At 73.7% G+C, this 25,350-nt stretch carries 27 protein-coding genes and 1 pseudogene; 18 read left to right on the top strand and 10 right to left on the bottom strand.

The features are described from left to right. Nucleotide 1: 1 nt before the first annotated feature. The 5 genes from C5508_RS19745 to C5508_RS00850 all read right to left on the bottom strand — a co-directional run bounded on the left by C5508_RS19745 (nt 2) and on the right by C5508_RS00850 (nt 2,433). Entirely contained in the window at nt 2-175 is a 174-nt protein-coding gene (locus C5508_RS19745; RefSeq protein WP_198597762.1) for a hypothetical protein, read from the bottom strand. Between the two features lie 104 nt (nt 176-279). Continuing rightward, nucleotides 280-1,290 (bottom strand): zinc-binding dehydrogenase, encoded by a 1,011-nt coding sequence (locus tag C5508_RS00860; RefSeq protein WP_198597761.1) that lies wholly within the window; start codon nt 1,288-1,290, stop codon nt 280-282. Between the two features lie 9 nt (nt 1,291-1,299). After that, nucleotides 1,300-1,887: a YhjD/YihY/BrkB family envelope integrity protein gene (locus tag C5508_RS00855; RefSeq protein ID WP_232796829.1), complete on the bottom strand. Its 588-nt coding sequence runs from the start codon at nt 1,885-1,887 to the stop codon at nt 1,300-1,302. Further along, the gene (locus C5508_RS20100; RefSeq protein WP_232796828.1) at nt 1,878-2,159 is read right to left on the bottom strand and encodes a hypothetical protein; all 282 of its coding nucleotides are present in this window, start codon (nt 2,157-2,159) and stop codon (nt 1,878-1,880) included. Before C5508_RS20100 ends, C5508_RS00855 begins: the two co-directional genes overlap by 10 nt. A gap of 10 nt (nt 2,160-2,169) precedes the next feature. Then, a complete protein-coding gene (locus C5508_RS00850; RefSeq protein WP_157943890.1) occupies nt 2,170-2,433 on the bottom strand; it encodes a hypothetical protein in 264 nt (87 codons plus the stop codon). Nucleotides 2,434-2,670: 237 nt separating this feature from the next. Between C5508_RS00850 and C5508_RS00840 the strand changes: the two genes are divergently transcribed. Beyond that, a complete protein-coding gene (locus C5508_RS00840; RefSeq protein ID WP_104522665.1) occupies nt 2,671-3,759 on the top strand; it encodes a C40 family peptidase in 1,089 nt (362 codons plus the stop codon). Between the two features lie 56 nt (nt 3,760-3,815). On the opposite strand, the gene C5508_RS00835 is transcribed toward C5508_RS00840, so the two are convergent. Next, nucleotides 3,816-3,998 carry a hypothetical protein gene (locus C5508_RS00835; RefSeq protein ID WP_104522663.1) on the bottom strand — a complete coding sequence of 61 codons (183 nt, stop codon included), beginning with the start codon at nt 3,996-3,998 and terminating at the stop codon, nt 3,816-3,818. 434 nt (nt 3,999-4,432) lie between these two features. On the opposite strand from C5508_RS00835, the gene C5508_RS00830 reads away from it, so the two are divergent. Together C5508_RS00830 and C5508_RS00825 are read left to right on the top strand one after the other, a co-directional pair. Next, nucleotides 4,433-4,759 carry a DUF3817 domain-containing protein gene (locus C5508_RS00830; protein WP_232796827.1) on the top strand — a complete coding sequence of 109 codons (327 nt, stop codon included), beginning with the start codon at nt 4,433-4,435 and terminating at the stop codon, nt 4,757-4,759. Nucleotides 4,760-4,789: 30 nt separating this feature from the next. Further along, a complete protein-coding gene (locus tag C5508_RS00825; RefSeq protein WP_104522661.1) occupies nt 4,790-6,112 on the top strand; it encodes a serine hydrolase domain-containing protein in 1,323 nt (440 codons plus the stop codon). Between the two features lie 70 nt (nt 6,113-6,182). On the opposite strand, the gene C5508_RS00820 is transcribed toward C5508_RS00825, so the two are convergent. Both C5508_RS00820 and C5508_RS00815 read right to left on the bottom strand, forming a co-directional pair. Then, nucleotides 6,183-6,806: a pyridoxamine 5'-phosphate oxidase family protein gene (locus C5508_RS00820; RefSeq protein WP_104522659.1), complete on the bottom strand. Its 624-nt coding sequence runs from the start codon at nt 6,804-6,806 to the stop codon at nt 6,183-6,185. Between the two features lie 30 nt (nt 6,807-6,836). Continuing rightward, nucleotides 6,837-7,352, bottom strand: a complete 516-nt coding sequence (locus C5508_RS00815) for a hypothetical protein (RefSeq protein ID WP_198597760.1) — start codon at nt 7,350-7,352, stop codon at nt 6,837-6,839. On the opposite strand from C5508_RS00815, the pseudogene C5508_RS00810 reads away from it, so the two are divergent. Beyond that, a pseudogene (locus tag C5508_RS00810) lies at nt 7,340-7,677 on the top strand (DUF3253 domain-containing protein). The gene C5508_RS00815 and the pseudogene C5508_RS00810 overlap by 13 nt on opposite strands. A gap of 385 nt (nt 7,678-8,062) precedes the next feature. Here the strand turns inward: C5508_RS00810 and C5508_RS00805 are convergent. Continuing rightward, nucleotides 8,063-8,542 carry an Lrp/AsnC family transcriptional regulator gene (locus tag C5508_RS00805; protein ID WP_104522657.1) on the bottom strand — a complete coding sequence of 160 codons (480 nt, stop codon included), beginning with the start codon at nt 8,540-8,542 and terminating at the stop codon, nt 8,063-8,065. A gap of 207 nt (nt 8,543-8,749) precedes the next feature. On the opposite strand from C5508_RS00805, the gene pdhA reads away from it, so the two are divergent. The 9 genes from pdhA to C5508_RS00765 all read left to right on the top strand — a co-directional run bounded on the left by pdhA (nt 8,750) and on the right by C5508_RS00765 (nt 19,444). Beyond that, complete coding sequence (gene pdhA / locus C5508_RS00800) at nt 8,750-9,895, top strand: pyruvate dehydrogenase (acetyl-transferring) E1 component subunit alpha (RefSeq protein ID WP_232796826.1); 1,146 nt, start codon at nt 8,750-8,752, stop codon at nt 9,893-9,895. Beyond that, a complete protein-coding gene (locus C5508_RS00795; protein WP_104522655.1) occupies nt 9,895-10,875 on the top strand; it encodes an alpha-ketoacid dehydrogenase subunit beta in 981 nt (326 codons plus the stop codon). The genes pdhA and C5508_RS00795 overlap by 1 nt, the downstream gene beginning before the upstream one ends. A 3-nt stretch (nt 10,876-10,878) precedes the next feature. Continuing rightward, complete coding sequence (locus C5508_RS00790; RefSeq protein WP_104522653.1) at nt 10,879-12,339, top strand: dihydrolipoamide acetyltransferase family protein; 1,461 nt, start codon at nt 10,879-10,881, stop codon at nt 12,337-12,339. 26 nt (nt 12,340-12,365) lie between these two features. Next, complete coding sequence (locus C5508_RS00785; RefSeq protein ID WP_104522651.1) at nt 12,366-12,740, top strand: hypothetical protein; 375 nt, start codon at nt 12,366-12,368, stop codon at nt 12,738-12,740. A 9-nt stretch (nt 12,741-12,749) separates the two neighbouring features. Beyond that, the gene (locus C5508_RS00780; protein ID WP_104522649.1) at nt 12,750-13,910 is read left to right on the top strand and encodes an AGE family epimerase/isomerase; all 1,161 of its coding nucleotides are present in this window, start codon (nt 12,750-12,752) and stop codon (nt 13,908-13,910) included. A gap of 82 nt (nt 13,911-13,992) precedes the next feature. Further along, on the top strand, nt 13,993-14,460 hold the full coding sequence (locus C5508_RS00775) for an SRPBCC family protein (protein WP_104522647.1): 468 nt from the start codon (nt 13,993-13,995) through the stop codon (nt 14,458-14,460). A gap of 292 nt (nt 14,461-14,752) precedes the next feature. Then, nucleotides 14,753-14,902, top strand: a complete 150-nt coding sequence (locus C5508_RS19350) for a hypothetical protein (RefSeq protein WP_157943889.1) — start codon at nt 14,753-14,755, stop codon at nt 14,900-14,902. A gap of 288 nt (nt 14,903-15,190) precedes the next feature. Then, entirely contained in the window at nt 15,191-17,239 is a 2,049-nt protein-coding gene (locus C5508_RS00770; RefSeq protein WP_104522645.1) for a GGDEF domain-containing protein, read from the top strand. Between the two features lie 105 nt (nt 17,240-17,344). Continuing rightward, nucleotides 17,345-19,444 (top strand): GGDEF domain-containing protein, encoded by a 2,100-nt coding sequence (locus C5508_RS00765; protein WP_104522643.1) that lies wholly within the window; start codon nt 17,345-17,347, stop codon nt 19,442-19,444. An 11-nt stretch (nt 19,445-19,455) separates the two neighbouring features. On the opposite strand, the gene C5508_RS00760 is transcribed toward C5508_RS00765, so the two are convergent. Continuing rightward, entirely contained in the window at nt 19,456-20,289 is an 834-nt protein-coding gene (locus C5508_RS00760; RefSeq protein ID WP_104522641.1) for a tyrosine-protein phosphatase, read from the bottom strand. A gap of 202 nt (nt 20,290-20,491) precedes the next feature. On the opposite strand from C5508_RS00760, the gene C5508_RS00755 reads away from it, so the two are divergent. From C5508_RS00755 to C5508_RS00735, 5 genes are read left to right on the top strand one after another with little or no spacing between them, the layout of a single operon-like run. After that, nucleotides 20,492-21,718, top strand: coding sequence for a substrate-binding domain-containing protein (locus tag C5508_RS00755; RefSeq protein WP_104522639.1), 1,227 nt, complete (start codon nt 20,492-20,494; stop codon nt 21,716-21,718). A 19-nt stretch (nt 21,719-21,737) separates the two neighbouring features. Then, nucleotides 21,738-22,529: an ABC transporter ATP-binding protein gene (locus C5508_RS00750; RefSeq protein ID WP_104522637.1), complete on the top strand. Its 792-nt coding sequence runs from the start codon at nt 21,738-21,740 to the stop codon at nt 22,527-22,529. After that, a complete protein-coding gene (locus tag C5508_RS00745) occupies nt 22,526-23,269 on the top strand; it encodes an ABC transporter ATP-binding protein (RefSeq protein ID WP_198597759.1) in 744 nt (247 codons plus the stop codon). Before C5508_RS00750 ends, C5508_RS00745 begins: the two co-directional genes overlap by 4 nt. Then, entirely contained in the window at nt 23,269-24,153 is an 885-nt protein-coding gene (locus C5508_RS00740; RefSeq protein ID WP_104522635.1) for a branched-chain amino acid ABC transporter permease, read from the top strand. The genes C5508_RS00745 and C5508_RS00740 overlap by 1 nt, the downstream gene beginning before the upstream one ends. A gap of 10 nt (nt 24,154-24,163) precedes the next feature. Then, entirely contained in the window at nt 24,164-25,297 is a 1,134-nt protein-coding gene (locus tag C5508_RS00735; RefSeq protein ID WP_104522633.1) for a branched-chain amino acid ABC transporter permease, read from the top strand. Nucleotides 25,298-25,350 lie beyond the last annotated feature (53 nt).

Here is a 25,350-nt window from a genome sequence, read left to right as displayed (position 1 = left end):
CTCAGCCGGCGGCGGGCACCGGCGCGGAGAGGGACTCCGGGAAGAGCGGGAACCGGCTGGTGACGCCCAGCCGCTCGAGTGCCGTCGCGTCGGCGTTCCCGGCGACGGCGGGATCCAGCCCTAGCCCGACGCCGTCCCCACCCGTGCGCCGTCCCCGGCGCCGGCCGGTGCGCACCCGGCCAGGACGCCCAGTGCGGCGCCGAGCAGCACGGCGGACCGGACGGTTCCCATGCGGGCAGGCTGGCCCGTACCCGCATCTCCCCGCAAGGGGTCGGCCGGTCAGGGCGTGAGGACCAGCCGGATCGGGTCGCCCTGCTTGTGCGCGAGCCGCTCCACGCCCTCGGCCGCATCGGCCAGCGGCAGGGTGCCGGAGATCGACCGGGAGAGGTCCAGCCTCCGGTGGCGGATCAGGTTCACCAGCTCGACGACGTGCGCGGGCTCGGAGCCGTAGTGCCCCAGGATCCGCTGGCCGAAGTAGCTGAACTGGGTGCCGTTGCGGATGCTCAGCGGCTGGTCGGTCAGGCCCACGAGCACCAGCGCGCCGTCGCGTTCCAGGCAGCGCACCGCCTGCTCGCGCACGGCCTCGACGCCGGCGAAGTCGAAGGCGTACGCGAGACCCGCCCCACCGGTCAGCCCGCGGACCTGGGTGGCGATGTCGTCGGTGGGGTCCAGCGCCAGGTCGGCGCCGAAATCCAGCGCGCGCTGCCGGGCGGCGGGCACCGGGTCGACGGCGATGATCGGAGCCGCGCCGGCGAGGCGGAGCAGCTGAACGGCGTGTGCGCCCAGCCCGCCGATGCCCCAGACCCCCACCGGCTGGGCGGGCCGCACCTGCGCGGTCCGCACGATGGAGGCCCACGGCGTCGAGACGGCGTCGGGCACGATGCAGGCCTGCTCCAGCGGCAGGTCGTCGGGCACGGGGACGAGCGTGTCGACCGTCGCCAGCGCGTACTCGGCCCAGCCGCCGTCGTAGTCCACGCCGCGGGTGTGCACCCAGTCGCCCTTGAGCTCACCGGCCTGCAGCAGCACCCGCTGCCCCTCGGCCCAGCCGACGACGCCGTCGCCCGGCTCGGCCACGGTGCCGGCGACCTCGTGGCCGAGGGTCACCTCGTCCCCGGCCAGGAAGAGCGGGGAGAGCTGGCCCTCGATGAGGTGCACGTCGGACAGGCAGATGCCGGCGGCGGCCACCTTGATCAGCACCTCGCCCGGGCCAGGTGCCGGCTTGGGCACCTCCTTGACGACGAACTCGCGGGTGCGCACGTTGAGCCGGCCGGCCAGCATCGAGTCGGGCATGTCCCGTTCCTACCGTCCCGATGCCGCGGGCACATCGGCCGGGCCGGTCAGGAACTCGTCGAGGGACCGGGTGGCGAGCCAGCCGATCACCAGGACCAGGTGCAGCAGGAAGAGCCACAGCCCCACGGCGACGACGCCGCCGACGACGTCCAGCCCCCCGGCCGGTGCACCGAGGTCCAGCGGCAGGGACAGGAACAGCACGAAACCCTGCAGGAACCCCGGCAGGCAGGCGGCGGTGAACAGCGCGCCCATCACGAGGGCGGGGAGGTGCAGCGGGACGCCGGCGACGACCCGGAACCCGAAGGCGATCGGCAGGGTGAGCGCCGCGAGCAAGGAGTAGAAGCCCACCGCCAGCTGGCCGAGGGTGCCGGCGAGCCCGCCGCGCTCGGCGAGGTCGGCCATCGCGGCCGCGACCAGCAGCAGCGGGTAGAGCAGCACGGGGGTGAGGAGCAGCAGGGGCAGCGAGGCGAGGCGGCCCCGCCAGCCGGTCATGCCCTTCGTGCGGGTGCTGAAGCGCAGCAGGGCCCGCCGCAGCCCCTCGCCGTACAGCGACATGGGCACCAGGGCCAGCACCGCGCCCAGCGGGCTCAGCCCCACGCCGGCTCCACCAGCCGGGCCACGGCGTCCGGCGCCCCGAGCTCGCCGGGGAGCAGCTCGGCGAGGCGGCGTCCCAGCTCCTCGACCCGCACGGCGGAGGTGAGCCACGCGGTCAGTCCCAGGGCCAGCACAAGCAGCGGAACGATCGCGATACCGGCGTAGAAGGTCAGCCCGGCGGCCAGGAGGGCGAGGTCCCGGCCGGCGAGGCCGGTCCGGATCCCCGAGAGGACGGCGGCGAGCGCGGCCCGCGGTCCTCGTCCGGAGGGGCTCAACGGGGAGCGGTCACTCGACGTCGTCGTTGACGCCGGTCTCCTCGCAGCTGGCGTCGTGCGGGTTGTTGGCCTGGTCGGCGGTCGAGTCGCAGTTCGTCTCCCCGCGCTGCAGGTCGCTGTTGTCGCCGCAGGCGACCAGCGAACCGACGAGCGCGAGGAGGAGCAGGGGCTTGCGGAGGTCCATGTACCGGTAGTGGTCCTCAGGCGCCGGGCCGAAACGGCGGCGCCCGCAGCGCTGCCCGACGACGTAGCCCACTTGTGACTCAGCGCGCACAGCGAATTACACAAATGTGCTTTGAAGCATTGTCACGGCGCGGTCACGGCCCCTACGGTGAGTGCATCCGCGAAGGCGGTCAGTCACTTCCCGGCTGGCGGCCTCCGGACGTCGAGAGCCGATCCACCGCAGTTGCGCGGGATGCTCCCGGCCACCACAGCACGGCGTCCCGGCGAGACGGACCAGTCCGCCTCGCCCGGGTACTCCTGCACTACGAGATCGGAGAGCCGCCGCACCATGGCGTCCCCCCTGCGCACGTCCGCCCGCCGCACCGCCCTGCGCCGGGCCGGCATCGCTCTCGTCGGCACCGTCGGCATCCTGCTCGCCTCCGCGCCGGCCTCCGCCGAGCCGGGCGCCCCGACGTCGTCGGCCGACGCGGCTCGGATGGTCGCCGAGCGCGGCCACGCGCTCGAGATCGTGACCGAGGAGTTCAACCAGGCCCGGGACACCCTGGCCGCCCAGCAGGCCGCCGCGGTCGCCGCCGGCGCCCAGCTGGAGAAGGCCACCGCCGAGCTGGCCGCCGCACAGCAGTCCGTGCGCAGCGTCGCCCGCACCGCCTACACCGGCGAGAGCATGGGCTCCTTCCAGGCCATGATGATGAGCGAGTCGGCCGACGAGTTCGTGTCGCGGGTGACCACCCTGCAGACCATCGCCGGCCACCAGACCGGTCTCGTCGAGCGGGCCGCCGCGGCGAACGTCGCCGCCGCCCAGGCGCAGGCCACCGCGACGAAGGCCGCCACCGACGCACAGGCCACCTTCGACGCGGTCGCCGCCCAGCAGGCCGACCTGCAGAAGCAGATCGACGAGTTCAAGGCGCAGTTCAACCAGCTCAGCGCCGAGGAGCGCCGCGCCGCCGTCGCCGAGTCGTCGCACACCGACGAGGCAGCCGGCGAGGAGCGGGCCGACGGCGCGCGCGCCAGCCGCGACGACCGGTCGGCGCCGGCTCCCAGCGCCCCGGTGGTCGCGAACAGCCAGGCAGCCCAGGTCGCCGTCAACGCCGCCCTCGCCCAGCGTGGCAAGCCCTACGTGTGGGCGGCCGGCGGGCCCAACGCCTTCGACTGCTCCGGCCTCACGCAGTACGCCTTCCGCGCCGCCGGCATCAGCCTCCCGCACTCCAGCCGCGGCCAGTCGGGCATGGGCCAGGCCGTGTCCCGCGACCAGCTGCAGCCCGGTGACCTGGTGTTCTTCTACCGCCCGGTGAGCCACGTGGGCATCTACATCGGCAACGGCCAGATGGTGCACGCACCGACCTCCGGTGACGTCGTCAAGATCGGCAGCGTCGACTCGATGCGCGGCTTCAGCGGGGCGCGCCGCATCGCCGGCTGAGGCACCCGTTCGAACCCCGGAGCCCCGGACGCCTCCCGCGTCCGGGGCTCCGGCGTTCAGCCGGGCCCGCTGACGCGCTGGAGCAGGCCCCAGACGAACGTCGTCGTCACCCCGCCGGGCAGGCGCACCTCCCAGCGCGTCACCACTCCGGGATCGACGCTGCGCGCCTCCGGAACGGCGATCACGTCGTCGAGCACGTGCTCCCAGACGAGCAGGTGGCCGGCGGCAGGGGGCGGCACGGGCCGGCCCCGTCCGGAGGCTCGCGCCGAGCTTGCGAGGCGTGAGAGGGACGGGGTCCTTCCACCACCACAGGTGCGGCCGCGGCGGCACGGCCACCGGCGCACCTGCACGTCGAGGTCGCCGAAGCGGCGGTCCTCCAGTTCCTCCGGGGGCCCGAGCGCGGCGGAGCGCAGGGCGAGCCCCGTGGTGCCCGCGGCGAGTGCTGCAGGGCTTGCCACCGGGTGTGGGCGGCGTGTGCCTCGGCGCGGGTCGCGCCCAGCCGCGGGAGGGCGTCGGCGACCAGATCGGGCCGGACGTCGGCCATCCGGCGCAGGAACGCGAGGCAGAACTCCCGCCGCGCCAGTCCCCGCACGTCCGCGACCCTGCCATCCGGTGACCGGCTGGTGAGCAGGCCCACCTCCGCGCCGGCCGCCGCATCGGGGACCATGAAGGGGTGAAGCCGCCCGCCGTCGCCATGCTCTTCCGTGCCGTCGCGCTCGCCGAGGCGGGCTCCTGGCTCCTGCTCCTCGGCGGCATGTTCGTGAAGTACGTGCTCGGCGACTCCGAGCGGGGGGTGCAGATGTTCGGCCCGGTGCACGGCGGGGTCTTCATGCTCTACCTGGTGGTCACCGTGGTGGCCTGGCGGGTGCTGCGGTGGGACCACCGGACCACGTTCCTGGCCCTGGCCGCCTCGGTGCCCCCGCTGGCCACCATCTGGTTCGACCGCTGGGCCACGCGCACCGGTGCGCTCCCGGCCCCGGAGCCGGTGCCCGCCTCCTGACCCGCGGGACCGGTCGATACGGTCGGCGTCGTGCCCGAGCCCGTGCTGCCTTCGACCGCCCGCCTCCTGCTCGCCCGCACCGCGCGCGTCCAGCGCGACGGACGCGCTCCCAGCCTGGTCGCCGGGGTGGTCCGGGACGGCGGTCTCGCCTGGTCGGCCGGACGCGGCGACGTCGCGGAGCCGCACACCGACGTCCAGTACCGGCTCGGCTCGATCAGCAAGACGGTGACGGCGGTCGTGGTGATGCGGCTGCGCGACGAGGGCCTGGTCGGGCTGGACGACCCGCTGGACCGGCACCTGTCCGGCACGCCCTTGGGCGACCGCACCATCGGGCAGCTGCTCTCCCACCTGGCCGGTGCCTCGGCCGAGAGCCCCGGCGGCTGGTGGGAGCGCACCCCGGGCGGCTCGCTCGACGACCTGGGCCTGGCCGCCTCCGACGTCGTCCTCGGCGCGGCCCGGCGGTTCCACTACTCCAACCTCGGATTCGGTCTGCTGGGCGAGCTGGTCGCCCGCCTGCGCGGCACGTCGTGGGAGGACGCCGTCACCACCGAGGTGCTGGCCCCGCTGGGCATGGACCGCACCACCCCGCGGCCCAGCGGCCGGGCGGCGAACGGGCTGGCCGTGCACCCGTGGGCCGACGTCGTCCTCCCCGAGCCGGAGCACCACGCCGGTGTCATGGCCGCCGCCGGGCAGCTGTGGGCGACGCTGGCCGACCTCGGCCGCTTCGCCGCGTTCCTGTTGGGCGACACCGCCGACGTCCTGGACCCCGCGACGCTGGAGGAGATGACGGTCCCGGCCGGCGTGGACTCCTCGGCCCCCGGCTGGTCGGCCTACGGCCTGGGCCTGCAGGTGATGCGGGTGGACGGCCGGACGCTGGTGGGCCACGGCGGTTCCATGCCCGGCTTCCTCGCGGGCGTGTTCGTCGACCGCGACGAGCAGACGGGTGCGGTCTCGCTGGCCAACGCCACCAGCGGGGTCGATCCGCTGGTGTTCGGGCTGCTGGCCGACCTGCGGGCCGCCGAGCCGCGGATCGTCGAGGCGTGGACGCCGTCGCCCGCTCCGGTGCCGCTGGGCGCCCTCGGCGTCTGGTTCTGGGGCCCGTCGCCGCTCGTGCTGCGGGCGGTGGCCGGCGGTCTGCTGCACCTGGGACCGCTGCCGGGCCGGCCGGGGCGGGCCAGCCGGTTCACCCGCCGCGACGACGGCACCTGGCTCGGGCTCGACGGCTACTACGCGGGCGAGACGCTGCGCATCGCCGAGGACCACCTGGACCTGGACACCTTCATCCTCACCCGCACGCCCTACGACCCGGCCGCCCCGGTTCCCGGTGGCGTGGACGAGGGCGGCTGGCGCTGAGGAACCCTGGCATGGGAAGCCATGCACCTGTTTTCGCGGCCAGACCGGGTGTATCGCTTCCCATGCCCGGTCAGGTCGTGGGGTACAGCCCCGCGGAGTAGGTGGCGTCGGTGTAGTAGCGCTCCAGCTCCTCGAGCGGCTCGTGCTTGCGTTCGAGGGCGTGCGCGATCCGTGCGCGCGACGGCACGGCGTCCGGCGCCCAGCTCTCCGGGTCCCACAGCTGCGAGCGCAGGAACGCCTTGCCGCAGTGGTGGAAGACCTGGTCGACGTCGACGACGACGGCCAGCACCGGGCGATGCCCCTTCACCACCATGCGGTCGAGCAGCGCCGGCTCGGTGACCAGGCGCGCCCGGCCGTTGATCCGCAGCGTGTCGGTGCGCCCGGGAAGCAGGAAGATCAGCCCGACGTGCGGATTGGCCAGGACATTGCGGTACCCGTCGGCGCGGCGGTTCCCGGACCGTTCGGGGATGGCGATCGTGTGCTCGTCGAGCACCAGGGTGGAGCCGGGCGGATCGCCCTTGGGGGAGACGTCGCAGCTGCCGTCGGCGCCGCTGGTCGCGACCAGGCAGAACGGCGAGGCGGCCAGCCAGTCCCGGTCGAGGTCGGTGAGCGCCGTCCGCTCCTTGGCCAGGGCCGCCGGGACGGGCTTCCCGAGCAGCGCGCGGAGCTGCTCCTCGCTGGTGATCTCCTCCACGGCGACGAGTCTGCCCTGCGACCCCGCCGATCAGGGCCTGTCGAACGCGTCGATCGTGTTCTTCACGACGATGCCGTAGACCAGGTGCGGCACGAGGTCGGAGATCCAGTCCTTGGCCGACCAGGTGCGCGGATCGGTGACGCCCAGCGCCGTCATCGGCCCGTTCGCCGCCACGAGCACGCCCAGGGTGGTCAGCGTGATGCCGACCGGCTTGGCCGACAGGTAGCCCGACGCCCGGGCGAGGCCACCCAGGGTCCCGACGCCGACGCCGGCCACCAGGCCGATCAGCGGACCCAGCCCCTCCACCCGGTTCTCCCGCGTCTGCTCGTCGCCGGGGATCGGCAGATGCGCGGTCCCGGCCAGCCGCTCCACCGTGTCCTCCGGGGTGGAGCTGCTCCCGCGACCGCGCACGGCCATGTCCAGGTAGGTGACGGCGTTGAGCGCCGTGCTCCCGGCGGCCCCCGCGGCCGCGCCCCGCAGCGCCCAACCGAGCGTGCTGATGCCGCGCCTGCCCTTGCCGCTCACGCCGAGCGGTGTCCGCGTCATGCGGGCGACACTACCCATCCGGCCCGCAGGCACACCGGCTGGCGGCGGCCGGGCGGGCCGGTCAGGCTGGCCGGGTGGACGACGTCGGGGCGCGGCTGGAGCGGGCGATCGACGAGCTGCTCGACCGGCGCAGCGCCGACTCCTCCATCTGCCCGTCGGAGGCCGCGCGCGCGGTCGATCCGCAGGGCTGGCGAGACCTGATGCCCGACGCCCGGGCCGCGGCCGGCCGGCCGCGGCCGCCGGTCGGGTCGAGGTGACCCAGGGCGGTGCGGTGGTGGACGTCGGCACCGCCCGCGGGCCGGTGCGGGCGCGCCGCCCGCGCTGACGCCGTCCTCAGCGGATGGGCTCGCCGCGGAAGATGCCGTCGAGGTCGCCGTCGTCCTCCAGCTCGATCATGGCGAAGGGCAGCCGGACCTCCATCGTCGCCGGGCCGGCGCCGAACTCGGTCACACGGGGCGACGTGGTCCGAGGGCACGGTCAGGGTTACGCAGTCGAACTCGCCACCGGCGCGCGGCTTCTCCGAGACCACTTCGCCGCCGGCCGCCGTGAAGGGCTCGATCGTGCCGTCGACCATCTCGGGGGCGCAGCCTGCCAGCACGAGCGGGCCGCCCAGCAGGGCGACGAGCAGGGGCGCGGCGCGGCGCGGCCGGGGTCTGGGCACGGCGCACCCTACGGCGACACGCCGTCCCGATGCCGGAACCCGGAACGGGTCAGTCCGCGGCGGGCCCGGCCGTGCGCTCGAGGAGCGGGGCCACCCGGCGGTCGACGAACCGGCGCATCGCCAGAGCGGTGTCCACCCGTTGGATGCCCGGGATCGCCAGGACGGCCTCGGTGATCCGCCACAGGTGGTCGGCGTCGGTGGCCACCACGTGCACCAGCAGATCCGTGGCCCCGGAGAGCCCGGTGACCTCCAGGACCTCCGGCAGCTGGGCGAGCGCGTCGCTGACCTCGGCGAGGCCTCGCTGCGCGACCTGCACCGACATGTAGGCGCCCAGCCGGTAGCCGAGGAACTCCGGCCGCACCCGCTGGTCCAGCGGCGCCAGCGCCCCATCGGCCTCCAGCCGCGCCAGCCGGGTCTGCACGGTGTTGCGTGCCAGCCCCAGCTGCTGGGACAGGGCCATCACACTCGCACGGGGGTCCTGGGTCAGGGCGAGCAGCAACCGGGCATCCGTGGCATCGATCTCGGCCATCTGAGCAGTTTGCACGCGATATGCCGTGATGGGTAGCCGATCTGCTCAAGTCACCGATCATCCCTTGTGCAGATGGGCTCCCATCGGGGCTTTTGCGGAGGCATCAACCCGTGTCAGGATGTGTGAGGACCGCCACACCCGGCGGGACGTCGAGCACCACCGCGACGCCGGCGACCCCGGCGGGGTGGCCGAGGCGAGGAGCGACCCGTGACAGCGAAGTCCTTGACCACCGAGATGGTCGATCCGGTCCCGGGGGCCGCCGCTCCCCATCTGCCGCTCGACGGGGGCATCGACACCGTCCAGCTGCTCACGCCCGAGGGCGACCGGGTCGAGCACCCCCTCTACTCCCTCGACATCAGCGACGAGGAGCTGCGCGGCCTCTACCGCGACCTGGTGATGGTCCGCCGGTGGGACGCCGAGGCCACCGCGCTGCAGCGTCAGGGCGAACTCGGCATCTGGGCCTCGCTGCTCGGCCAGGAGGCCGCCCAGGTCGGTGCCGGCCGTGCCCTGGCCGAGGGCGACATGGCCTTCCCGACCTACCGCGAGCACGGCGTCGCCTGGGCCCGCGGGGTGGACCCCCTGCACGTCATGAGCCTGTTCCGCGGCGTCGACAACGGCGGCTGGGACCCGGTCGCCACCCGGTTCAACCTGTACACGATCGTCATCGGCGCCCAGTGCCTGCACGCCACCGGCTACGCCATGGGCGTGCAGCGCGACGGCGCCGAGCAGGCCGTGCTGGCCTTCCTGGGCGACGGCGCGACCAGCCAGGGCGAGGTCAACGAGGCGATGATCTGGGCGGCGAGCTTCTCCGCGCCGGTCGTCTTCTTCTGCCAGAACAACCAGTACGCGATCAGCGTGCCGCTGGAGCGTCAGACGCGGGTGCCGCTGTACCAGCGGGCCGCGGGCTTCGGTTTCCCCGGCGTGCGGGTCGACGGCAACGACGTCCTCGCCGTCCTGGCGGTGACCCGGGCCGCCCTGCAGGCCGCACGCGAGGGGCAGGGCCCCACCTTCATCGAGGCGTTCACCTACCGGATGGGTGCGCACACCACCTCTGACGACCCCACCCGCTACCGGCTTGCCGACGAGCTGGAGGAGTGGAAGCTGCGCGACCCCATCGCCAGGCTCAAGGCCTACCTGTCGCGCAGCGGTGCGGCCGACGCGCAGTTCTTCGACGCGGTGGAGGTGGAGGCCGACGAGCTCGCGGCGCGCATCCGGCAGGGCACCGTGGAGATGCCCGACCCCGCACCCACCGAGATGTTCGACCACGTCTACGCCGAGCAGACCCCGCACCTCGCCGCCCAGCGCGAGGAGTTCGTGGCCTACCGCGCGAGCTTCGAGGGAGGCGAGCACTGATGAGCACCGAGACGCTGACCATCGGCAAGGCGCTCAACCTGGGGCTCCGCCGGGCCATGGAGGACGACGCGAAGGTCGTGCTCATGGGCGAGGACATCGGCAAGCTCGGCGGGGTCTTCCGGATCACCGACGGTCTGCAGAAGGACTTCGGCGAGGCCCGCGTCGTGGACACCCCGCTCGCCGAGGCCGGCATCCTCGGCACCGCCGTCGGCCTGGCCATGCGCGGCTACCGCCCGGTCTGCGAGATCCAGTTCGACGGCTTCGTCTTCCCCGCCTACAACCAGATCGTCACGCAGGTCGCGAAGATCCACGCCCGCTCCAAGGGCACCATGCCGATGCCGATCGTCATCCGGATCCCGTTCGGCGGCGGAATCGGCGCGGTCGAGCACCACAGCGAGAGCCCCGAGGCGTACTTCGCCCACACCGCGGGCCTCAAGGTCGTCGCGGTCAGCAACCCCGTCGACGCGTACTGGGGCATCCAGCAGGCGATCGCGCACCCCGACCCGGTCGTCTTCCTCGAGCCCAAGCGCCGGTACTGGGAGAAGGCCGAGGTCCACCTCGACGCCACGCCCGACCCGCTGTTCGGCTCCCGCGTGGTCCGCGGCGGCGACGACGTCACGGTGCTGGCCTACGGCCCCATGGTGAAGACGGCGCTGCAGGCCGCCGAAGCGGCAGCGGAGGAGGGGCGCTCGCTGGAGGTCATCGACCTGCGCACCGTCTCGCCGCTGGACCTGGACCCGGTGGTGGAGTCCGTCCGCCGCACCGGCCGCTGCATCGTCGTCCACGAGGCGCCGACCACCCTCGGCCTCGGATCGGAGATCGCCGCCCGCATCACCGAGACCTGCTTCCACTCCCTCGAGGCCCCCGTGCTGCGGGTCGGCGGGTACGACACCCCGTACCCGCCCTCCAAGCTCGAGGAGGAGTACCTCCCCGACCTCGACCGCGTGCTCGACGCCGTCGACCGATCGATGGGGTTCTGAGCCATGACGCAGGCACCTACGCTCCGGCAGTTCAAGCTCCCCGACGTCGGTGAGGGGCTCACCGAGGGCGAGATCCTCCAGTGGCTGGTCGCCGTCGGCGACACGGTCACCGTCAACCAGCCGCTGTGCGAGGTGGAGACGGCGAAGGCGGCCGTCGAGCTGCCCTCACCCTTCGCCGGCACCGTCGTCGAGCTGCTCTTCGACGCCGGCACGATGGTCGACGTCGGCGCGCCGATCATCACCATCGACACCGGCGACGGAGGCACCCCCGACGCGGCGGCCGCTCCCGAGGCCACGGGCTCCGGGCTGATCGGGGAGACCAACGCCAACGGCCGCACCGCCGTGCTGGTCGGCTACGGCCCGCGCAGCACCGAGGCGCGGCGCCGTCCGCGCCGGGCGCCGGTGGAGCCGGCCGGCACCACCCCGGTCCCGCCGCCGGTCACCGACGACGCTCCGCCGTTGCTGGCCACCGCGCCGGACATGCGCAGCAAGCCGGTGCGGCACGGTGGCCTGGAGGTGGGCCGGCAGGCCGAGGCGGCCGCGCTCAGTGAGGCCGCCGCACCCGCGCGCGAGGCGGCACCCGGCCGGCGCGGACCCCGTCCGCTGGCCAAGCCGCCGGTGCGCAAGTACGCCAAGGACCTCGGCGTCGACCTCGCCGCGATCACCGGCTCGGGCACCGGGGGCTGCATCACCCGGGCCGACGTGGACGCCGCGATCGCCGCACGGTCGGTCCCCGTGGCGCCGGCGGTCCCGGCGACCGACGGTGCCGCCAGGCAGCGGATCCCGATCAAGGGCGTCCGCAAGCACACGGCGGCGGCGATGGTGTCCAGCGCCTTCACCGCGCCGCACGTCACCGAGTTCCTGACCGTCGACGTCACGCGGATGATGAAGCTGCGGACCCGGCTGGCCGCCCGGCCGGAGTTCGCCGGCGTCAAGGTGAGCCCGCTGCTGTTCGTCGCGAAGGCACTGCTGCTCGCGGCGCAGCGGCACCCGATGGTGAACAGCAGCTGGGACGAGGCGGCCCAGGAGATCGTCGTGCACGGCCAGGTGAACCTGGGCATCGCCGCGGCGACCCCGCGCGGTCTCGTCGTGCCGAACATCAAGGACGCCGGCCGGCTCCCGCTGGCCGAGCTCGCCGCGGCCCTGGGCGAGCTCACCGAGACCGCCCGGGCCGGGAGGACGCAGCCGGGCGACATGGCCGGCGGCACGCTCACGATCACCAACGTGGGGGTCTTCGGCGTCGACACCGGCACGCCCATCCTCAACCCGGGCGAGGCGGCGATCCTGGCGTTCGGCGCGGTCCGCGAGATGCCGTGGGTGCACAAGGGCAAGGTGAAGCCGCGTCAGGTCACCACCCTCGCGCTCTCCTTCGACCACCGGATCATCGACGGCGAGCTCGGGTCGCGCGTCCTTGCCGACGTCGGTGCGCTCCTGCAGGATCCGGCGAGCGCGCTGGCGTACTGATTCCCGACCACCCGCAGGAGGCGACCGTGGACCGCAGGGCACCGGCGCTCGTGGCACTGCTGCTGTTCGTCGTGCTGACCGGGGTCTCGATCGCGGTGGGCGGTTCCCGGCCCGCATCCGACCCCGGCGTCCTGCCGTGGTGGATCCAGGCGGTCGCCTACGTCTCCGCCGTCGTCGGCGCGGTCCTGCTCCTCCGGGGGCAGGACCCCGCCGGGCGGCGGACCGGTGCGCTCGTGCTGGGGGTGACCGTGGTGCTCGCGCTGATCGACGCGCTCACCGCCGGTCAGGAGGGGGCGAACATCGGGGCCGGTCTCGCGCGGCTGGTCGGGCTGGTGGTGCTGGCCGCGGCGATCACCCGGCTGTCGCTCGCGGTCTCGGCAGCTCGCCGGTCGACCTCCTAGCCTCTCGGTGTGACCGACCTCGACCGGCTGCTCGCGTTCGCCGCCCGCTCCCGGCTGGCCGGAGGCGGCTTCGGCTACCTCGGCGCGGACGGGACGGTGCTGCCCGGGCGCCCGGTCGAGACCTGGATCGTCGCCCGGATGACGCACGTGTTCGGCCTGGCGCACCTGCTCGGGAAGCCGGGAGCCGAGGAGCTCGCGGCGCACGGCGTCTCAGCGCTGCGGGGAGGGCCGTTGCACGACGCCGAGCACGGCGGCTGGCGGTCGAGCACCGCGGACGGAACGAAGGCCGCCTACGTGCACGCCTTCGTCGTGCTCGCCGGCTCCACCGCTGCGGTCGCCGGCCTGGGGGACGAGCTGCTCGGCGAGGCCCTGGAGGTCTGGCAGCAGCGGTTCTGGGACGACGACGCCGGGCTCGCCGTCGAGGAGTGGGACGCCGGCTGGACGCAGCTGGACGGCTACCGCGGCGCCAACGCCAACATGCACGGCGTCGAGGCGACCCTCGCGGCGGCGGACGCGGTGGCCGACCCGGCTCTGGCCGACCGGCTGCGCGGCCAGGCGCTGCGGAGCGTGGAACGGGTCGTGCACGGCTGGGCGCGGGAGGCCGACTGGCGGCTGCCCGAGCACTTCGATGCCGCATGGACACCGCTGCCCGAGCACAACCGCGACCGGCCGGCCGACCCCTTCCGTCCGTACGGGGTGACCATCGGGCACCAGTTCGAGTGGGCGCGACTCGCCCTGCACCTGCGCTCGGTCCTCGACGCGCCCCCGGACTGGCTGCTCCCCGACGCCGTCGCGCTCTTCGACGCGGCCGCGGGGCGGGGCTGGGCGGCCGACGGCGGCGAGGGGTTCCCCTACACGCTGGACTGGCAGGACCGCCCGGTCGTGCGTGCCCGCATGCACTGGGTGCTGTGCGAGGCGGTCGCGGCGGCCGAGGTGCTGGCGCGCGTCACCGGCGACGCGCGGTTCCAGGAGTCGGCCGACCGCTGGTGGGCGCACGGGGAGGCCCGCTTCGCCGACCCCGTCACCGGCAGCTGGCACCACGAGCTGGCGCCGTCCGGGGAGGTCACCTCAGAGACCTGGGACGGGCAGCCCGACGCCTACCACCTGGCGCAGGCACTCCTGCTGCGTAACCACCCGGTCCGGGGAAGTGTGGCGGCCGCGCTGCGCTGACCTGCCCCTTCGACGTGTCGTCCCGGTGCGGCCGGGGTAGGCGGTGCGCGACCGAAAAAGCGATCCGAGGAGCTGAGAAGCAGTGGCCACCGTGCAGGAGTCCGTCGACGTCGACGTCCCGATCCGCGCCGTCTACGACCAGTGGACGCAGTTCGAGTCCTTCCCCCAGTTCATGGGCGGGGTCGAGAGCATCACCCAGATCGACGAGACCCACACCCACTGGGTGACCAACATCGACGGCGTCAAGCGCGAGTTCGACGCCGAGATCACCGAGCAGCACCCCGAGGAGCGGGTGGCCTGGACCAGCACCAGCGGTGAGGCCAAGCACGCCGGCGTCGTCACGTTCCACCGGCTCGACGACACCAAGACCCGGGTGATGATCCAGATCGACTGGGAGCCCGAGGGCCTCGTCGAGAAGGCCGGTGCCGCGCTGGGCTTCGACGACCGCCAGATCAAGGCGGACGCCAAGAAGTTCAAGGAGTTCATCGAGAGCCGCGGCGCCGAGACCGGTGCCTGGCGCGGCGAGGTCTCCCGCCCCGACCAGCAGTAGAAGGACCCCCTGGCCCCCACCGCTCGCAGGCTCGCGGTGGGTCCCTGCAAGGGGGCCGTTCCAGGCCCTCGCCCCCGGGGGCCGTTCCAGGCAGTTGCGTACGGCGCCCATCCCGAAGTCGGGATGGGCGCCGTCGTGGTTGCTGAGCGTGCCTGGGTGACCACTCTCACTCCGACGGTTGAGAAACCTTCGGCCATGTCTCAACCACACCTACGTTTCGTCGGATTACAGTGGTGAACACCTGCGTTACTACGGCAGCAGGGTCACCAACACGACGAAAGAGGCAGTAGCGATGAGCAGCGTGACGACGGTCTGGCGGGAGCGCCGGCAGGTGGCGCGTACGCGGCGGGCGCTCGACAAGGCGCTCTCGCGCACCAGCAGCCCCGCGATGCGCGACGAGCTCCTGACGATGGCGAACAGCGGCCACTTCTTCAGCCGCTGAGCTCAGGCCGCCACGCGCGGCCCGCGACATCCCGACCCCGGTCTCATGCTGAGACCGGGGTCGCATGCGTTCGGGGGACACCTGTTGTCTGCCCGTTTCGGCTGGCATTGTGTAGCCGAGCGCACACGACCCGTACTCGCCGTCGTCCGGTCGAGGCTCACTCCAAGGAGGGTCCACGGCTCAGGTCCGGCCGGGAGGGCGCCGATCGAAGGATGTGCACCCGCCGAGGAACCCGGGCGCTCCGGCGCCCGCGAATCGCGGCACGGTCCGGGGCGCGGAGAGGACGCGATGAGACAGGCCAGCGAAGGACGTGAGACGTCCGGCGCCACGACCGGCGGCCTGCTGCGCTACGTCCACGGGCGCGGAGGCGACAAGGCGGTCGACGAGCTCCTCCGCCGGGCCGGGGTCGAGGCGACCGCGAGCGAGCTCGGCGACCAGTCGCGCTGGTGGAGCTACGACACCCGCATCGCGCTCTTCCGGGCCGCCACCGAGGTTCTCGGCGATCCCCGGGCCATGTTCGACGTCGGCGCCGCCGTGCTGCGCACCGGACTGGCGCACTCGCTGGTCATCCTACTGCGCTCGCTGGGAACGCCGCGGCAGGTCTTCCGCCAGCTGCCCCGTGTGGTGCAGAAGTTCAGCACCACCTCGACGATGGAGATCCTCGAGGCCGGTGCGACGTCGGCGACCATCCGCTACCGGCTGCACGACGGCTACCCGCACTCCCGCCTGGACTGCGACTACACCCAGGGCCTGCTGACCCAGGTTCCCCAAGCCTTCACGCTGCCCTCCGCGGAGATCGTCCACGACGAGTGCCAGTCCGACGGCCACCCGGCCTGCGTCTACCACCTGACCTGGAACCGTCGCTCCCGGCTGCCCTGGCGCCGCCGCGCGGATGCGGTCGTCGATCCGGAGCTGCTCGCCCTGCGCGGCCAGCTGCAGATCCTGCAGTCCGCGGCCACGGACCTGGTCGCCAGCGACGACGTCGACACCGTCCTACAGCGCATCGTCGCCCGTGCGGCCGAGGCCGTGCTGGCCCCCGCCTACCTGCTCGCCGTACATGCGCCCGATGGCGGCGCCCCGCTGGTGCACGGCGCCGGCCTGGCACCCGATCAGCTTCCCGCGTTGGCGCAGGCGCTGCTCGCCGACGGCGACATCGGCCCCGACGCCGTCGTGGTCGACGTCGTCTCGGCCCGCCGGACGCACGGCCGCCTGGCTGCCATCTACCGGGCCGGCGACGAGGCCGTGGGTGACGAGTCCGCCATGCTGGCGGCCTACGCGGGACATGCCGCGGCCGCGCTGGACCTGATCATCGCCCTCGAGAAGGCGCGGACCGAGGCGGCCCGCGCGGGGGCGCTGCTCCACCTCGCGCACGAGCTCGCCGCGACGACCGATGCCGCCGAGGTCGCCGAGCTCGTGACCGGTGCGCTGCCCGAGATCGTCGGGTGCACCTCGGCGGGCATCCTGATGTGGGACGCCGCCACCGCCTCGCTCCGCTCGCACTCCTCGGTCGGCCTCGGTGCCGCGGCGCACGAGCTGCTGCAGGCCACCCCGCTGCGTGCCGAGGACGTGCCCGAGCTCGTGGGCATGCTGACCAGCCGTGAGCCGCAGGTGCTGCGGAGCGAGACCAGCAGCCCGGTGCTGCGCCGGCTTCTCGAGGGCCTCGGCACCACCGAGCTCGTGGCGGTGCCGCTGATCGCCGACGGCGCTTTCCTGGGGGCCGCGACCGCCGGTTGGCGCCGCGGGGAGGCCCCGCCCGGGCTCGACGGCGAGGTGCTGGCCCGGCTGCGCGGCGTGGGGGACCAGGCCACGACCGCGCTGCAGAAAGCGCGCCTGCTGTACACCGTCCGGCACCAGGCCACCCACGACTCGCTGACCGGCCTGCCCAACCGCGCGCTGTTCCTCGACCGGCTCACCGCCGCGATTCCCGACGCGCACCCTCGGGCCCATCTCGGGGTCCTGTTCTGCGACCTCGACCGCTTCAAGCAGGTCAACGACACCCTGGGTCATGCCGCCGGCGACGAGCTCCTGCGGCAGGTCTCGGCACGACTGCGGTCCGCGGTGCGTCCTGGTGACACCGTGGGCAGGCTCAGCGGTGACGAGTTCGCGATCCTGCTCCCCGGCCTGGAGTCGCCGGCGGACGCCGACGGCCTCGCCGCACGCGTGGCGGCCTGCTTCGACGAACCGTTCCGTCTCGAGGGCACCGAGGTCAGCGTCGGCACCAGCACCGGCGTCGCCGTCCTCGACGAGGAGTCGACCACCGCCGAGCAGCTGCTCCGCCGTGCCGACGTCGCGATGTACCGCCACAAGCACCGACGCCGCGCCCCGGCGCGTGGCTGACCTGCGCCGGAGCTTCACCGGTACGGGGTAGGACCGCTCAAGGTTGCCGCGGTGCTGCCGATGCTGCAGGGAGAGGGCTGAGCAGCTCCGGGGGGATGGTGTCGGATGAACGCGGTTCCGCGCGAGGAGGCGCGTGAGACGTCGGGCGCGACCACCGCCGGCGTGCTCAGGTACGTGCGGCGGCACGGCGGCGACGAGGCGGTGGCCGAGGTCCTGCGTCGCGCCGGCCTGGAGCACGTGTCCGCCGAGCTCGAGGACCAGACCCGCTGGTGGAGCTACGACACCCGCGTCCGGCTGTTCGAGGCGACGACCGAGGTGCTCGGCGACCCCGACACCATGTTCGACATCGGCGCGGCCGCGATGCGCAGCGGGCTGGCCCACTCCCTGGTGCTGGTCCTCCGCGCGCTGGGCACCCCCCGCCAGGTCTTCCGCAGCCTGCCGCGGACTACCACCAAGTTCACCACCGTCTCCACCATGGCGGTGGTGGAGACGTCCGCGACGTCCGCGACGATGGCGTTGCGGCTGCGCGAGGGGTACGACCACTCCGCCCTCGACTGCGCCTACGCCCGCGGTCTCGCCACCGCCATCCCGATGATCTTCGGGCTGCCGCCGGGCGTCATCACCTCGGCCCGCTGCCAGGCCGACGGCGGCCGCAGCTGCCAGTACGGCATCACCTGGGAGCGCCGGCCCCGGTGGTTCCGTCCGCGCCGGCGGGATGCCGCCGCCGTCGACCCGGAGCTCAACGCCCTGCGCGGCCAGCTGCGCACCCTGCAGTCGGCAGCCGGTGAGCTGGTCGGCAGCGACGACCTCGACACCGTGCTGCACCGCATCGTGGCCCGGGCCGGGGAGGCGGTCCTCGCCCCCGCCCACCTGCTCGTGGTCGGCGCGCCGGACGGCGGACCGCCGCTCGTCCACGCCGCGGGCATCCCCTCGACCGAGCTCGACGAGCTCGCCGGCCGGCTTCTCGCCGGGGAGGACCTCGGCTCCACGGCGGTCGTGGTCGACGTCGCCTCCGCACGCCGCCGGCACGGCCGGCTGGCTGCGATCTATCCCGCCGGGGACGGCTCCATGGCCGACGAGGAGGCGATGCTCGCGGCGTACGCGGGCCATGCCGCCGCCGCCCTGGACCTGCTCATCGCCCTGCAGGACGCTCGCCTGGAGGCCGATCGGGCCGGTGCGCTGCTCGGCCTGGCGCACGAACTCGCCGCCGCGTCCGACGCCTGCACCGTCTCCGAGATCGTCGCCGGGACGCTTCCCCGCGTCGTCGGGTGCAGCAGCGCCTCGGTCATGCTCTGGGATCCGGTGCTCGGCCAGCTCCAGGGGCGGTCCTCGGCGCGCCTCGAGCCGGTCCAGCGGGAGCACTTCCTCCAGACGCCGCTGCGTCCCGAGGACACCCCCGAGCTCGTGGGCATGCTCACCGACCGAGAGCCGCGGATCCTCAACATCGCGACCAGCAGCCCTGGCCTGCGGCAGTTCATGACCGAGATCGACGTCGCCGACGTCGTCGCCGTGCCGCTGCTGGCCGGCAGCACCTTCCTGGGTGTGGCCACCGCCAGCTGGGAGGCGGGGGAGGCTCCCGCCGAATTGGGCGGCGACGTCCTCGCCCGGCTGCGTGGTGTGGGCGACCAGGCCTCCACCGCGCTGCAGAAGGCGCGGCTCCTGGAAACGGTGCGGCACCAGGCCACGCACGACGCGCTGACCGGCCTGCCGAACCGGGTGCTGTTCCTCGAGCGGCTGGAGACCACGCTGGCCGGCACGGGAGCCGACGGCCACCTGGGCGTGCTGTTCTGCGACCTGGACCGGTTCAAGGGCGTCAACGACACCCTCGGTCATGCGGCCGGCGACGAGCTCCTCCGTCAGGTCGCCGCGCGCCTGAGCGCCGTCGTGCGCCCGGGGGACACCGTGGCGCGGCTGAGCGGCGACGAGTTCGCCGTGGTCCTGCCCGACCTCCTCGACGCCGCGGACGCCCGGCGCCTGGCCGACCGGGTCTCCGGCTGCTTCAGCGAGCCGTTCCGGCTGGACGGGCACCCGGTCGACGTCGGGACCAGCGTCGGTGTCGCGGTCCTGGCGGCCGGCGGACCCCGCAGCGCCGACGAGCTGCTCCGCGAAGCCGACGCCGCGATGTACCGCGACAAGCAGCAGAAGGACCCTCTTGCCCCCCGCCACTCGCAAGCTCGCGGCGGGACCCTGCAAGAGGGCCGGTAGGACGGGGCGTTTCAGGCGCGAAGGCGGGCCCTCAGTGCGGCCTGCTCCTCGGGGCCGAACCCGTGGGTGGTCAGCCAGCCCAGCGGCCCGCCGAAGCGCTCGTCGAGCAGGGTGAGCACCCGGTCCATGGTCTCGGCCCGGGGCGTGTGGCTGGCGACGTCGCGGCTGACCATGTCGTCGGCATAGGTGGGTGAAGCCGCGAGCCGCGCGACGACGCCGTCGATCACCTGGGCGGTCATCGCGTAGTCGGCCACGATCTCGTCGTGCGGAACGCCGGCGACGGCCAGGGAGAGCGCGCAGACCACGCCGGTGCGGTCCTTGCCGGCGGCGCAGTGCACGACCGAGGCACCGGGCCCGCTGTGCGCGATGGCCCGCAGCGCCGCGACGACGTTGTCGCCGCGCTGCCCGAGGTAGCCCAGGTACGAGCGCACGGCCGGAGGCTCGCCCTCGTCGTGCGCGGCGACCTGGCGGGGGAGGAGGGACTCCATCCAGCCGGCCGGCAGGTCGACCGGGGCGTCGTCCTCCTCCACCGCGAAGACGTCGGTGTGGGAGCCGCGCTCCGGAAGCAGGGTGAAGTGCCGGTGCGCGACCTCGGGCACATCGCGCAGCGGCCCGCGCCCCTCCAGCAGGACCTCCGCCGTCGTGCGCAGATCGATCACCTGCCGCAGGCCGAGCTCGCCGACCAGCCGCCGGACGTCGTCCGGGCTGAGGGTCTGCAGGTTGTCGCTGCGCAGGATCCGCCCGGACATCGTCCGGCCACCGTCCGCGGTGGGCAGGCCACCGAGGTCGCGGGTGTTGGCCGTGCCGTCGAGCCGGATCCAGCGGTCGTCGCCCGGGGAGCTCACGTCGGCACCCTACGGGGCCGCGTGGCGGGCGGGTTCGGGGGCGCGCGGCCCCTCCCTGCGCCCCGTCGGCGCCTCGGTCCGTGGGCTGAACCCATAGATCGACCGCAGGGTGTGGCAGGCACCCACATGGGCACGTGATCACCGGCTCCCTACGGTGTGGTGCAGCCCACTGTGCACTGACGCACATCCCGAGGAGATCGCCATGTCCCGCACCCCTTCCCGGTCCCGGTCCCGGTCCGCCACCCTGGCGGTGGCGGCGGCCGGCGTCCTCGCCCTCAGCGCCTGCGGCAGTCCGACCGCGTCCAGTTCGGGGGGCGGCGCCTCCGGCGAGGACGGCGCACCCGTCCAGGTCGGGCTCGTCTACTCCAAGTCCGGCCCTCTGGCCACGTACGGCGCCCAGTACCTGCAGGGCTTCGAGGCCGGTCTCGACTACGCCACCGACGGCACCGGCGAGGTCGACGGCCGGAAGATCGAGGTCATCGAGCGGGACGACGCCGGCGACCCGGCCAAGGCCGTCGCCGAGGCCACCGACCTGATCGGGCAGGGCGTGAAGGTCCTCGCGGGCTCCACCTCCTCCGGCGTCGCCACGCAGGTCGCCCCGCTCGCCGACCAGAACGACGTCCTCTTCATCTCGGGGCCGGCCGCGACCGACGCGGTGACCGGGCTGAACGACAACACGTTCCGGTCCGGACGCCAGACCTACCAGGACATCCTGACCGCGCAGTCGTTCATCGGGGAGCCGGCCGGCAAGAACGTCCTCGTCGTCGCCCAGGACAGCGCCTTCGGCCAGGCCAACGTCGCCGCCGTCACCGCGGTCCTCGGCACGAAGGGCGGGGCGACCGTGACCCCGCTGCTGGTGCCCGCGTCGGCGACCGACCTCACCCCGTTCGCGTCGCAGGCCCGCGACGCCGGGGCGGACCTGGTCTTCGTGGCCTGGGCCGGCGAGACGGCGCCGGCCATGTGGCAGGCGATGGGGCAGCAGGGCGTGCTCGAGTCCTCGACCGTCGTCACCGGCCTCGACATCCGTGCCTCGTACCCGACCTTCGGCGCCTCGGCGACCGGCATCGACTACCTGTCGCACTTCTTCGCCGAGGCGGTCGACAACGACGTCAGCAAGGCGATGGCCGAGCGGGTCGAGGCCGACGGGGGCGAGGTCGACCTCTTCACCCCCGACGGCTTCACCACCGCGCAGATGATCGTCCGCGCCATCCAGGAGGGCGGCGACGACGTCGCGGCGATGGTCGACGCCCTGGAGGGCTGGACCTTCGACGGTGTCAAGGGCGAGCTGACCGTCCGCGAGGAGGACCACGCGCTGCTGCAGCCGATGTTCCAGGCCCGCCTGGAGGAGAAGGACGGCGAGCTGGTGCCGGTCCTCGTCGAGACGCTGGACGCCGAGACGACCGCCCCGCCGGTCGCGTCCGGTTCCTGAACCCGGAGCCAGCGTGCCCATGAGCACCCAGCCGGCACCGGCCGCCAGCCCTCTGGCGGGCGCGCCGGTGCTGCAGGTCGCCGGCCTCACCTGCGCCATCGGCGGGGCGGTCATCGTCGACGACGTCTCCTTCGACGTCGCTCGCGGTGAGTTCGTCGCCGTCATCGGACCCAACGGGGCCGGCAAGACGTCGCTGTTCAACCTGCTGTCCGGGCTGCTGCCCGCGACCGGGGGCACCGTCCGGCTCGACGGCACCGACGTCACCGGCGCGAGTCCCTCCGCCCGGGCCCGCCGCGGGATGGGGCGGACCTTCCAGGCGTCCTCGGTCTTCGCCGGGCTCACCGTGCGGGAGAACGTCCGGCTGGCCGCGCAGGCCAAGCTGGGCGGCAGCCTGCGGCCCTGGCAGCGCGTCCGCGACCGCGACGCCGCCCACGACGTGGCGGCCCGGTCGCTGGAGCGGGTCGGTCTGGCGCGGCGTGGCGAGGGGCTGGCCGGGGCGCTGTCGCACGGCGACAAGCGCAAGCTCGAGCTGGCCATCCTCCTGGCGACCGACCCCGCGATCGTGCTGCTGGACGAGCCCATGGCCGGCGTCAGCATCGAGGACGTCGCCGGGCTCACCGAGGTCATCGCCGGCGTGCACCGCGAGGAGGGCAAGACGGTGCTGATGGTCGAGCACCACATGGACGTGCTGCTGGGTCTGGCCGACCGGGTCGCGGTCATGCACCACGGCCGGCTGCTGGCCCTGGACACCCCCGCCCGCGTGACGAGCGACCCCGCGGTGCAGCAGGCCTACCTGGGGGAGGAGCTGTGAGCGGGACCGTGACGCCACCCCTGCTCCGGATGTCCGACGTGCACGTGCGGCTGTCGGGCAGCCACATCCTGCAGGGCGTCGACCTGACCGTCCGGCGGGGTGGCGTGACCGCGCTGCTCGGCCGCAACGGTGCCGGCAAGACCACCACCGTCAAGGCCGTCCTCGGCCTCGTGCCTTCCACCGGGACCATCGAGTTCACCGGCTCCGACGGGCGCAACCAGCGGCTGTCCGGCCGCCGGACGCACGAGATCGTGCGCCACGGCATCGGCTACGCCCCCGAGGACCGGGAGGTCTTCGGCGGGCTCACCGTCGCGGAGAACCTCACCCTCGCCGAGCGGCGGAACTCCCCCCACCACCACGACCGGGTCTACGAGCTCTTCCCCGAGCTCAAGCAGCGCAGCCGCCAGCTGGCCGGAACGCTGTCCGGCGGTCAGCAGCAGATGGTGGCCATCGCCCGGCTGCTGCTCAACGACAACCAGCTGCTGCTCATCGACGAGCCGACGAAGGGGCTGGCACCGCTGCTGGTCGCCGAGGTGGCCGAGGTGCTGGCCCGTGCGGCCGAGGAGGTGACGATCCTGCTCGTCGAGCAGAACCTGACCGTCGTCCGGCGGATGGCCGACGACGCCATCGTCGTCGACCAGGGCCGGATCGCCTGGAGCGGCCCGGCCCCCGAGCTGATGGCCGACGCCGATCGCACGCGCGAGCTGCTGGGCGTGGCGACGACGGGAGGGCACGCCTGATGTCCACCGTCGTCCTGCTGACCATCACCGGTCTGGGGCTCGCCGCCCTGTACTTCCTCGTCGCCTCCGGGCTGTCGCTGATCTTCGGCCTCATGGGGGTGCTGAACTTCGCCCACGGCGCCTTCCTCACCATCGGTGCCTACGGCACCTGGTGGGCCTCGGACCACCTGCCCGGCGCCGGTTCCACCGGCTGGGGCTTCGTGCTGGCCGTCGTCTTCGGGGTGGCGGTCGGCACCGCCGTCGCGGCCCTGATCGAGCTCGCGCTCATCCGACCGCTCTACGAACGGCACATCGAGCAGGTGCTGGTCACCGTCGGGCTCAGCCTGGCGCTGGTCGCGCTGGTCCGGGCCACGTGGGGCGCGGATCCGCACCCCTTCCCGCGGCCGGAGTGGACCCAGCGCACCACGTCGGTCCTGGGCGCCAACGTGCCCAACGACCGCTTCCTCCTGATCGGGAGCGCCGTCGTCGTCCTGGTCGCGGTGCTGGCCTTCCTGCGGTTCACCCGGTTCGGCCTGATCATCCGGGCCGGCGTGGAGAACCGGTCGATGGTCACCGCGCTCGGCATCGACGTCCGCCGTGCGTTCACGCTGGTCTTCGCCATCGGTGGTGCGTTCGCCGCGCTGGCCGGTGCCCTCGGCGGTATCTACCTCGGCTCGATCTCGCCGGGGCAGGGCACCTCGTTGCTGATCTTCGCGTTCATCGTCGTCGTGATCGGCGGGATGAGCTCCATCACCGGAACCGCGGTGGCCGCGGTGCTGGTCGGGTTGGTCCAGCAGTTCGCCAACTACTACGCGGCCAGCGGGGTGGGCGACCTGTCGGTCGTGCTGCTGCTCGCCGCCGTCCTGCTGGCGCGCCCCAGCGGGCTGACGGCTCGGCTGGCATGAGGAAGGCGTCATGAACCGGATTTCCCTGCGGCGGTTGGTGCCGCTGGTCGTCTTCGCCGTCCTGGCGGTGCTGCCCTACTCCACCCTCCAGCTGCCCGGGCTCTTCGACGGCGTCCTCAACAGCCCGGGCACGCTGCAGCTGCTCGCGCTGTGCCTGATCTTCGGCGGCGTCGCGCTCTCCTACGACCTGCTGTTCGGGTTCACCGGGCTGCTGTCGTTCGGCCACGCGCTCTACTTCGCCGCCGGCACGTACGCCGCGAACCTGGCGCTGACCGAGCTGGGCTGGGGCCTGGGCGCTGCCCTGGCGCTGACCACGGCGGTCGGCATCGTGCTCCCGCTGCTGGTGGGCGCGGTGGCCCTGCGGGTGTCGGGCATCGCGTTCTCGATGGTCACGCTGGCGACCGCGCAGGTCGGGTCGATCATCGTGCTGCAGGACCCGGGCGGCCTCACGGGTGGCGAGGAAGGCCTCGCGCTCGATCGTGACCAGGTGCCCGACGCCTTCGTCGGCGTCCTCAACACGGTCAACCTCTACTGGCTGGCGCTGGCCTACCTGGTGCTGGTCTACGTCGTCGTCACCTGGGTGACCGGCTCGCGGGCCGGCAAGGTCTGGCAGGCCATCCGCGAGAACGAGGGCCGGGTCGAGGTGCTCGGCCTGCAGCCCTACCGCTTCAAGCTGCTGGTCTTCGTGATCGCCGGGCTGCTCGCCGCGCTCGGCGGCATCACCCACCTGCTGCTGCTCGGCGGGTCGACGCCCCGCACCACGACGTCGGACTTCACGCTGGGCCTGCTGGTCATGGTGGTGCTGGGTGGTGCGGGCAGCCGCTGGGGCGCCGTCGTGGGTGGCGTGCTCTACACCTACCTCGACAGCCGGCTCACCGACCTGGCGAACTCCCCGGCGGTGCAGGACCTGCCCGGCTGGCTCCGGGTGCCGCTGTCGGAGCCGCTGTTCCTGCTCGGGACGCTGTTCATCCTCGTCGTCTTCTTCGTGCCGGGCGGCATCGCCGGGCTCGTCGACCGGCTGCGGGAGCGGCGTGCCGGGCGCCGGTCGGGCGGCGGAGGGCCCGCGCCGGGCCGGGTGGTCGAGCAGCTGCGCGAGCAGGTGGGCGCGGGCCTCGGCGGCGCGAACCCCCGCGACGGCGTGTGAGGGCGCTGATGATCAGGAGACCTGATCATCCCGGGTCCTGGCTCACGGTCGAC

It is taken from the genome of Blastococcus atacamensis (assembly GCF_002938425.1).
Taxonomy (GTDB): domain Bacteria; phylum Actinomycetota; class Actinomycetes; order Mycobacteriales; family Geodermatophilaceae; genus Blastococcus; species Blastococcus atacamensis.
The sequence above is the reverse complement of the archived record's forward strand: the minus strand, read 5'-3'. Positions and strand labels throughout refer to the sequence as shown.

What these genes read in the sequence shown, in the direction of transcription:
- C5508_RS00735 (WP_104522633.1), top strand. Translation starts at nt 24,164, where the DNA reads ATGAACCGGATTTCCCTGCGGCGGTTGGTGCCGCTGGTCGTCTTCGCC.
- C5508_RS00755 (WP_104522639.1), top strand. Translation starts at nt 20,492, where the DNA reads ATGTCCCGCACCCCTTCCCGGTCCCGGTCCCGGTCCGCCACCCTGGCG.
- C5508_RS00790 (WP_104522653.1), top strand. Translation starts at nt 10,879, where the DNA reads ATGACGCAGGCACCTACGCTCCGGCAGTTCAAGCTCCCCGACGTCGGT.
- C5508_RS00770 (WP_104522645.1), top strand. Translation starts at nt 15,191, where the DNA reads ATGAGACAGGCCAGCGAAGGACGTGAGACGTCCGGCGCCACGACCGGC.
- C5508_RS00815 (WP_198597760.1), bottom strand. Translation starts at nt 7,352, where the DNA reads ATGACGCGGACACCGCTCGGCGTGAGCGGCAAGGGCAGGCGCGGCATC.
- C5508_RS00840 (WP_104522665.1), top strand. Translation starts at nt 2,671, where the DNA reads ATGGCGTCCCCCCTGCGCACGTCCGCCCGCCGCACCGCCCTGCGCCGG.
- C5508_RS00750 (WP_104522637.1), top strand. Translation starts at nt 21,738, where the DNA reads ATGAGCACCCAGCCGGCACCGGCCGCCAGCCCTCTGGCGGGCGCGCCG.
- C5508_RS00805 (WP_104522657.1), bottom strand. Translation starts at nt 8,542, where the DNA reads ATGGCCGAGATCGATGCCACGGATGCCCGGTTGCTGCTCGCCCTGACC.
- C5508_RS00795 (WP_104522655.1), top strand. Translation starts at nt 9,895, where the DNA reads ATGAGCACCGAGACGCTGACCATCGGCAAGGCGCTCAACCTGGGGCTC.
- C5508_RS00765 (WP_104522643.1), top strand. Translation starts at nt 17,345, where the DNA reads ATGAACGCGGTTCCGCGCGAGGAGGCGCGTGAGACGTCGGGCGCGACC.
- C5508_RS19350 (WP_157943889.1), top strand. Translation starts at nt 14,753, where the DNA reads ATGAGCAGCGTGACGACGGTCTGGCGGGAGCGCCGGCAGGTGGCGCGT.
- C5508_RS00860 (WP_198597761.1), bottom strand. Translation starts at nt 1,290, where the DNA reads ATGCCCGACTCGATGCTGGCCGGCCGGCTCAACGTGCGCACCCGCGAG.
- C5508_RS00740 (WP_104522635.1), top strand. Translation starts at nt 23,269, where the DNA reads ATGTCCACCGTCGTCCTGCTGACCATCACCGGTCTGGGGCTCGCCGCC.